This window comes from Oleiagrimonas sp. (assembly GCF_027858935.1).
In the GTDB taxonomy this organism is placed as follows: domain Bacteria; phylum Pseudomonadota; class Gammaproteobacteria; order Xanthomonadales; family Rhodanobacteraceae; genus Oleiagrimonas.
Map to the genome: position 1 here is coordinate 1 of NZ_JAQIBU010000093.1, position 7,997 is coordinate 7,997.

The window sequence follows — 7,997 nt, forward strand, 5'->3', positions numbered from 1 at the left end:
TCCTCCGGGTTGGTGCCGGGGCCGTCCTCGAAGCGCGACTTGAATCCGTAGGATGTCTCATCCAGGACACCGGTCTCGGTCGAGATGGCACCGTTGCCAGATTTGATGTCGCCTTTCCAGATGGCGGAAGCGGATCGTTTCATATCGTTCTCCTTCGCTGAGGTAATCAAACCTATTGGAAAGGTGCGGACCACAACGTCCAATGCAAGCCTGTCCACCATCATCAAGTATGCGCCGGGCTTGCTGAAGCCAGGCCTGAAGCCGCAATCACGGCGTCATGAAAATGGAAAATATACAAGCGCGCTGTCCGCTGCAGACGAACATTCAGCGCGGAGGCAGATAGTGCTGCGGGTCGACCGGCTTGCCGTTCCTGCGGACCTGAAATTCCAACTCATTGCGCGGAGCGCCACTGGAACCCATCTCGGCGATTTCCTGGCCGGCGCGCACGCGCTCGCCCTCATGCACCAGCCGCTTGCGGTTGTGGCCATAGGCGGAAAGATAGGTGTCGTTATGTTTGATGATGACCAGTTCGCCATAACCAACCAGTCCGTTGCCGCTGTACACCACCACGCCATCAGCGGCCGCACGCACCGGATCGCCCGCATGGCCCGCAATCTCGATGCCGGGGATGGGGTCCTTGGCGTTGAACCCGCTGACCAGTGCGCCGCTGGCCGGCCAGCGCCAGTCCACGCCTCCGGCTTCGTGCGTAGGCGCCGACGGTACCGAGCGGGCGGATACGGGCTCGCGAGAGGGTTGCGTGGCTTCACCGGCCACCGGCACCGTAGAGGATTCGGCCTGGGCCACCTGCGCGGTCTGGCCTGCTCCGGCCGCAGTCCCGCCGGTGACGGCAGTGGCGGCATGCTGGACAGCGGGCGCAGGATTCACAGGTTCGAACACCGGTTTGGAGGGCACGCCGACCGGGTGCGGCGGCGGCGTGATGCGCAGGCGCTGTCCCGGATAAATCACGTAGGGCGCGTTGATGGCGTTCCAACGGGCCAGGTCACGAAAATCCACGCCGGCGCGGAACGCAATGCTGTAGAGCGTATCGCCGCGCACCACCATGTAGTGGCCATTGTGCATCGGACCGCTTGCATGCACCGGCACGCCGCTGTCGTCGGTCTGGACAGACTGCACCATCACCGTGTGATGCGGGATCACGCAGGCGTTGAGCAGGAGGGCCATGGCCAGGCCGACAACAAGGGTCTTTGCACGCATGAGGGTCAGCATAACCGGGCGCAGCGGCGATTTCATCGGGACAGCCACCACCAGGTCAGCAGGCCGGCGAGCAGGACCAGGGCGAACCAGCCGATCCACTCGATGTGCTTGTGCAACATGTCCTCGGCGCGCTTGCCGAAGATGCGGATCAGCAGTGCCAGCAGGAACACGCGCTTGCCCCGACCCAGCGCCATGCAAAGCAGAAACGGCAGCAGCGGCACGCCGACGATGCCCGCGGCCCAGGTGATGAACTTCATCGGTACCACCGGCTGCAGGGCGGCCAGCAGCAGCACCAGCATCAGGCCCCAGAAATGCTCGTTCATCTGGATGCGCAGGCTGTCCACCCCGTGCTGGATCGGCGCCAGCAGATGCATGTCGGCCAGCAGCGGGGTCAATGCCTCGAATGCATAGTGACCAAGCGCATACCCCACCAGGGAACCCAGCAGCGAGAACAGCAGGCTGACGCCGGCATAGCGGAACGCCCGTTCCGGGCGCGCCAGCGCCATCGGTGCCAGCATCACTTCGGGCATGATCGGAAAGATGAACGCCTCGACGAAGCTCAGACCCGCCAGGTAACGCTCGGCATGCCGGTGCCGCGAGGCGCGGAGCGCTCGCTCATAGAGGGGCCCGAACAGGCGCATCAGCAGATGCGCCCTTCGCGTTCACGGGGCGTACCTCGCCCGGGACAGAGGGTCATTCAGACCATCCCGCCAAGCATGGGCACAAAGCTGACATCGCCCAGGTTCTCCGAGACCAGTTCACCCTCCGCGTCCAGGTGCAGACGCAGCAGCGTCTGCGCTCCGCTGGGGCCGACCGGCGCCACCAGCACGCCACCGGGCGCCAGCTGATCGAACAACTGCTGCGGGATGCCTTCGCCCGCCGCGGTCAGGATGATGGCGTTGAAAGGCGCTTCCGACGGCCAGCCGAGGTGGCCGTCGTCATGTTTGGAGCGCAGGTTCTCGAAGCCCAGCTGGCGAAAACGTCGCCGTGCACTGCGCAACAATTCCTCGATGCGCTCCACGGTGTGGATCTCGGGTACCAGCGTGGCCAGCACCGCGGCCTGGTAGCCCGATCCGGTGCCGATTTCCAGTACCCGCTGCGGCACGCCGCGTTCGATCAGTGCCTCGGTCATGCGCGCCACCACCCAAGGCTGCGAAATGGTCTGGCCGTGACCGATCGGCAAGGCCGTGTTTTCGTACGCACGCGAGGCCATCGCCTCGTCGATGAACACGTGGCGCGGCAGGCGGCGGATGGCCTCCAACACGCGCAGGTCCTTGATGCCGTCCTCGCGCAGTTTCGTGACCAGGCGATCACGCGCCCGCTGGGAGGTCAGGCCCTCGCCGCGCAGGACTTCGGCGGATAGCGCATGGGTCTTCATGCCGAGCCCTCCTCGCCCAGGCGCTCACTCATTGCCTGCACCCAGTGGCTGACCTTTTCCAGTGCCTGGAAACGGGTCAGGTCGGTATGGATCGGGGTCACCGAAACATAGCCGCGGCTGACCGCGTTGAAGTCGGTGCCGGGACTGTCGTCGTCCACCGCTCCGGCCGGCCCGATCCACCAGATCGGACGCCCGCGCGGGTCGTGCTGTTCGATGCACGGTGCGGACGGATGCCGTTTGCCCAGGCGCGTGACCTCGAACCCGCGGATCTCGTTCCACGGCAGGTCCGGCACGTTGACATTGAGAATGGTATCGGCCGGCAGCGGATCGGTGAGCAGGCGCTGCATCAGCACCAGAACGGCGCGCGCGGCCGAGTCGTAGTGCTCGCTGCGGTGGTCGTGGGTGACCAGCGACACCGCGATCGCCGGAAGCCCCAGGAAGCGCCCTTCCATGGCCGCCGAAACCGTACCCGAATAGATCACGTCATCGCCCAGGTTGGCGGAATTGTTGATCCCGGACACCACGATGTCCTGCTTCTCGTCCAGCAGGCCGGACAGTGCGAGATGCACGCAATCGGTGGGCGTGCCGGCGACCCGATGGAAACCATTTTCCATGGTGTGCACGCGGATCGGCTGGTCCAGGGTCAGAGAGTTGCTGGCGCCGGAGCGGTCGCGGTCCGGCGCCACCACCGTGACCGTGCCGACCGCGCCAAGGCGTTCGGCAAGGACATGAATGCCCGGCGCGTCCACGCCGTCGTCGTTGCTTACAAGAACTCGCATCAGGAGGCTTTCTTCGCGCTGTGGACCGGCATCGGGGATGCCGGAAGATGGGCCCATGATTCTAGCTGATTCAGTCTGACCCTGCCCCGCGCTAGGATGAGCCCATGAAGCGCCACGACCCGTCCGAGCCGAGCGAAGACGACATTGCCCTGTTCCGCAATGCCGTGGGCCGTGTGCGTCGCATCCAGGCCGAGGCCACGCCGGCCGTGGTGCCTCCTCCCAAGCCGCATCCGCACATGCGCGATGCGGACGAGGCGGCGGTCGTGGATGAGTTGCTGCACGGTAGCTACGACCCCGCCTGGATCGAGGTCGGCGAGGAACTGAGCTACCTGCGCGAAGGCCACTCGCCCAAGTTGCTGCGCCGCCTCAAGCGCGGCCAGTTCAGCATCCAGGGCGAGATCGACCTGCACCACATGAACGCCGCAGCCGCCGCACAGAGCATGCTCGAACTGCTCCATGAAGCCCACGTCGAAGGCTGGCGCTGCGTGCGCATCGTACACGGCAAGGGCCTGCGCTCAAGGCCCGGGGGGCCGGTGCTCAAGGGCCTGGCCGACCGTCTGCTGCGCCGCCGTAGTGACGTGCTGGCCTTCGCCTCCGCGCGCCCCGCGCAAGGCGGCACCGGCGCGGTGATCGTGCTGCTGCGCTGAAACCCGCAACCCGATCGTTCCGGTATCAAGCATGCGTGTCTGCCATGCTGCGGGCAGCGATATCGCGCGCATGCTTGAAATGGAGGGCCAGCCTCGGGGATTGCATGAATTCGCATGTATCGACCCGGAGGGCAATCCCATCGGTGTTGGGCAAATCCTCAATACCTTAAGAAACTCATCATCCATCCGGTGACGCCTGGACCCGTTTCCGGACTATCATGGCCAGGCCATGGTGATGAATGACGCATCCATCCTTCAACAGGTGAACGCATGAAAACTCTCGCCTGGCTGCGAAAGCCCGGTACCATCCTGATACTCTTTGTTTTGCTCTCAGGAGGTTCGGCCATGGCCACGGAAGAACCCAGCTACACGGTCCGTTTGAAGAGCGGGCCAATGGAAGTACGCGAGTACCCTCCCCTCATCGCGGCGCAGGTGCGCGTGGAAGGTGACCGGCGCGAGGCGGTGAAAGCCGGCTTCCGGCTACTGGCCGGCTATATCTTCGGCGGCAATACACGAAAGCAGAAGATTGCCATGACGGCGCCCGTGGTGCAGGCACCGGCAAAGGGAGAAACCATCGCCATGACGGCCCCGGTGATGCAGACCCGGAGCGAGGGAGCCTGGACCGTGCGCTTTCTGATGCCCAAGGGCTACACCATGGACACGCTGCCCACCCCCAACGACCCGCAGGTACAGCTGATTCCGCTGCCCGCCGCGCGCATGGCCGTGGTGCGTTTCTCGGGACTGGCGCATGAACCGGACATCCAGCAGAAAACTGCCGACCTGAAGGCCTTCATGGCGGCCCACAAGCTGGTGGCCACAGGGCCGCCCTCGCTGGCGCGCTACAACCCGCCATGGACGCCCTGGTTCATGCGGCGCAACGAGATCATGATCCCGATCCAGGAACCGGAAACCCGGTAATCGAACAGGTCACGAACGGACGGCTTCCTGCCGGGTGCAACTCCACGGCAGCGTGACGCACGATCCGACGATTCTTTCGCGCACTGTCCGCAGGATCCTGCACGCACGCTCGAGGACCACGGTGTACTGCTTGGTCCATCTGTTCGCTGACTTCTTCAGGCCATAGGGAGAGTTCGGCCACGAAGTGAAGCCGTTCTGGATCCGCCCCCAACCAAGTAAAAACATGGATGGACGAACACGCTGGCATCGAGATCGCGCTTATCAAACCGTCTGCCTGCGGTGGAAGCCGGGGGCCGGCGCTCTGGGTATCCGGGTGGCACACGGACGGTGGCGGCGACGGACGCGACACCCACGCGGCAGGCCGGGCACCTCCGCCCCGGCATGACGCGCATTGGCGAGCCCGAACCCTATCGGATCTGCGCCAGCTCGCGGACAACCACGGTGGCGTAGCTGCCTGCCGGTAGAGCAAAGCGCAGTTGCAGGGCTGTGTCGTCCAGCCAATCCCACGCCAGTTGCTGCGGCAGCAGGCGCAAGGCGCGGCGTTCCTGGTCCATGCCGGCTTCGACCAGGCCCGCGACCAGTTCCGGCTCGGCATCGGCCACGGCGCGCTCGCGGGTGCCGGCGTCTTGCATGGCCGGCGTGTCGCCGCGGCCCCAGAGCGGACCAGACGGATGGATGTCGCCTGCGGCCAGGCGTTGTTCCAGTTTCTCGTTGAACGGTTCGGGACCGAACCAGGAACGCGATCCGGCCAGGGCCCAGATCTCACCCGCCAGAGACTGATCCCAGCAATCGTCCTCGACGCGACCGGCCAGGACATCGTTGAACAACTGCGAACGCGCTGCCGAAAGCAGCAGCGAACGCGTGCGCCGGTCCACGCGCTTGCCGGCAAACATGGCCCTGGCGCGGTCCACGTTGCCACCGGAGCGGCCGAAGCGCTGTTCGCCGAAATAATTGGGCACGCCACGCGTACGTATGGCTTCGAGCACCCGTTCGGCCGCGATACGGTCCCCCTGCACGTCGCGCAGGGTCAACAGGAATCGGTTGCCGGCCAGCGCGCCGCGCTTGAGCTTGCGCCGGTGCCGGGTGCTGTCGAGCACGCGCACGCCCTCATGCGGAAAAGCCGACCAGTCCGGGTCCTCGCGCCCGGGAAGGTGCACGGTGAAGGTCTGGCGGGTGACAGCATGGCGATCCTTGAGTCCAGCGAAGCCCACGCCGACCGGCGAGATGTCGGCAAATCGCGCCAGCTCGCGCACCACCCACTGCGTGTCGTGACCGCACTTTTCAACCCACAGGAACGCATGTTCGCCCGTTCCGTCGGCCGCGTAGCCTAGGATCTCCTCGACTTCGAAGTCTTCCGGCGTGGCGCGCAGACGCGCGCCCAATGGTGATCCGCCATGGGCATGGGGTAGCAGCAGTGAAGCAGGCGTGGTACTCAAGAAACAGTGCCTCTTTGATTGTCCCCGCGCGAACCCCGCAGGGTGCCGGCGGATGGAGAAAGTCGCATGCTGCCGGGCTGGTGATAAAACAGGAACAGCCCAGGCTAGTGATGGAACAGGACTAGCGAGGCCAGCCCAAGGAAGATGAAGAAGCCGCCGCTGTCGGTCATGAACACCAGGAAGATATTCGAACCCATGGCCGGGTCGCGGCCCAGTCGCAGCATCAGCATCGGGATGCCCACGCCCATCAAGGCGGCCAGCATCTGCTCGAGCACCATGGCCACGGTCATCACCGCGCCCAGCGGGATATCGTGGTACATCAGCGCCACCACCACGCCGATCACGCCACCCCATATCAGGCCATTGAAGAAGGCCACGCCCAGCTCCTTGCGCCACAGGCGCCAGATCGCGCTGGTACCGACCTGATCGGTGGCGATGGCACGCACGATCTTGATGATGGTCTGATTGCCGGAGCTGCCACCGATGCTGGCCACGATCGGCATCAGCGTGGCCAGTACCACCAGCTTCTCGATCGAGCCCTGGAACAGCCCGATCACGCGCGAGGCCAGAAACGCCGTGCAAAGGTTGATCGCCAGCCAGGCCCAGCGGTTGCGCACCGAGGCCCACACCGAGGAGAAAATGTCCTCTTCCTGGCGCAAGCCGGCGCGGCCCAGGGCCTCGGACTCGCTCTCCTCACGGATGCGGTCGACCATCACGTCGATGGTCAGGCGGCCGATCAGCCGGCCCTCGGCGTCCACCACCGGGGCCGAGATCAGGTCGTAGCGTTCGAAGGCCTGCGCCGCATCATCGGCATCGTCGGTCGGCTGGAAGGTGTCGACGTCGCGCGCCATCACCGCACCCACCGCTTTGTCGGGTGAGTTGACCAGCAGCCACTTCAACGGCAGTACGCCCGTCAACACGTTATCCTGGTTGAGCACGAACAGCTTGTCGGTCTGCTCAGGAAGCTCCCTGAAACGGCGCAGGTAGCGCAGCACCACTTCCAGGGTCACGTCCTCGCGGATGGTGACCATCTCGAAGTCCATCAGCGCGCCGACCTGATCCTCGCCGTAGGACAGCGCCGCCTGCACCTGCTCGCGCTGTTGCGCGTCCAGGCTGGCCATCAGCTCGGGCAGTACCTCGGGCGGAAGATCTTCGAGCAGATCGGCCAGCTCGTCCGCGTCCAGCGGCTCGACGGCGGCCAGGATCTCGCCCTGATCCATGTCCGCGATCAGGGTCTCGCGCACGGCATCGGAGACTTCCAGCAGGATGTCGCCGTCGCGATCGGCCTTGACCCGCTGCCAGATGATCAGGCGCTCGTCGAGCGGCAATGCCTCCAGGATGTAGGCAATGTCGGCCGGATGCAGGCCATCCAGGCATTTCTGCAGCTCGGCCCGGTTCTGCCGCTGCATCAGGTTTTCGGCGCGTTGCGTGTGTTCGCCACCATGGCGGCGCAACAGTTCCTCAGCCTGACGCTGACGTTCCAGTAGATCGTGGATCTGTGCGAGCTGGTCCTGCAGGCTGCTCTGCGTTTTTCTGGTTTCGACTTCGCTCATGACACGCTCCGTCCCCGACGGCGGGGCGCGCCATCGGAATTACCGGGTCAAGGTGAACGTTGAGTTCAAAC

General features: G+C 65.0%; 8 protein-coding genes and 1 pseudogene. 2 read left to right on the forward strand and 7 right to left on the reverse strand.

The annotated features are described in order from the left end of the window. The 5 genes and pseudogenes from PF446_RS14385 to surE all read right to left on the reverse strand — a co-directional run. A pseudogene (locus PF446_RS14385) lies at window positions 1-143 on the reverse strand (OsmC family peroxiredoxin); the annotation flags it as partial. A 181-nt stretch (window positions 144-324) separates the two neighbouring features. After that, window positions 325-1,251: a peptidoglycan DD-metalloendopeptidase family protein gene (locus PF446_RS03670; protein WP_298069850.1), complete on the reverse strand. Its 927-nt coding sequence runs from the start codon at window positions 1,249-1,251 to the stop codon at window positions 325-327. Further along, entirely contained in the window at window positions 1,248-1,856 is a 609-nt protein-coding gene (locus PF446_RS03675; RefSeq protein WP_298069852.1) for a VTT domain-containing protein, read from the reverse strand. Before PF446_RS03675 ends, PF446_RS03670 begins: the two co-directional genes overlap by 4 nt. A gap of 56 nt (window positions 1,857-1,912) precedes the next feature. Continuing rightward, complete coding sequence (locus PF446_RS03680; RefSeq protein ID WP_298069854.1) at window positions 1,913-2,593, reverse strand: protein-L-isoaspartate(D-aspartate) O-methyltransferase; 681 nt, start codon at window positions 2,591-2,593, stop codon at window positions 1,913-1,915. Further along, window positions 2,590-3,372 (reverse strand): 5'/3'-nucleotidase SurE, encoded by a 783-nt coding sequence (gene surE, locus PF446_RS03685; protein ID WP_298069867.1) that lies wholly within the window; start codon window positions 3,370-3,372, stop codon window positions 2,590-2,592. Before surE ends, PF446_RS03680 begins: the two co-directional genes overlap by 4 nt. Window positions 3,373-3,476: 104 nt before the next feature. Here surE and PF446_RS03690 point away from each other — a divergent pair, with 104 nt between their 5' ends. Both PF446_RS03690 and PF446_RS03695 read left to right on the forward strand, forming a co-directional pair. Then, the gene (locus PF446_RS03690; RefSeq protein WP_298069856.1) at window positions 3,477-4,019 is read left to right on the forward strand and encodes a Smr/MutS family protein; all 543 of its coding nucleotides are present in this window, start codon (window positions 3,477-3,479) and stop codon (window positions 4,017-4,019) included. Window positions 4,020-4,364: 345 nt separating this feature from the next. Beyond that, entirely contained in the window at window positions 4,365-4,937 is a 573-nt protein-coding gene (locus PF446_RS03695) for a heme-binding protein (RefSeq protein ID WP_298069859.1), read from the forward strand. A 407-nt stretch (window positions 4,938-5,344) separates the two neighbouring features. Here PF446_RS03695 and truD read toward each other — a convergent pair whose 3' ends face one another. Further along, window positions 5,345-6,373: a tRNA pseudouridine(13) synthase TruD gene (truD, locus tag PF446_RS03700; protein ID WP_298069861.1), complete on the reverse strand. Its 1,029-nt coding sequence runs from the start codon at window positions 6,371-6,373 to the stop codon at window positions 5,345-5,347. A gap of 104 nt (window positions 6,374-6,477) precedes the next feature. Further along, entirely contained in the window at window positions 6,478-7,926 is a 1,449-nt protein-coding gene (mgtE, locus tag PF446_RS03705; protein ID WP_298069865.1) for a magnesium transporter, read from the reverse strand. Window positions 7,927-7,997: the final 71 nt, after the last annotated feature.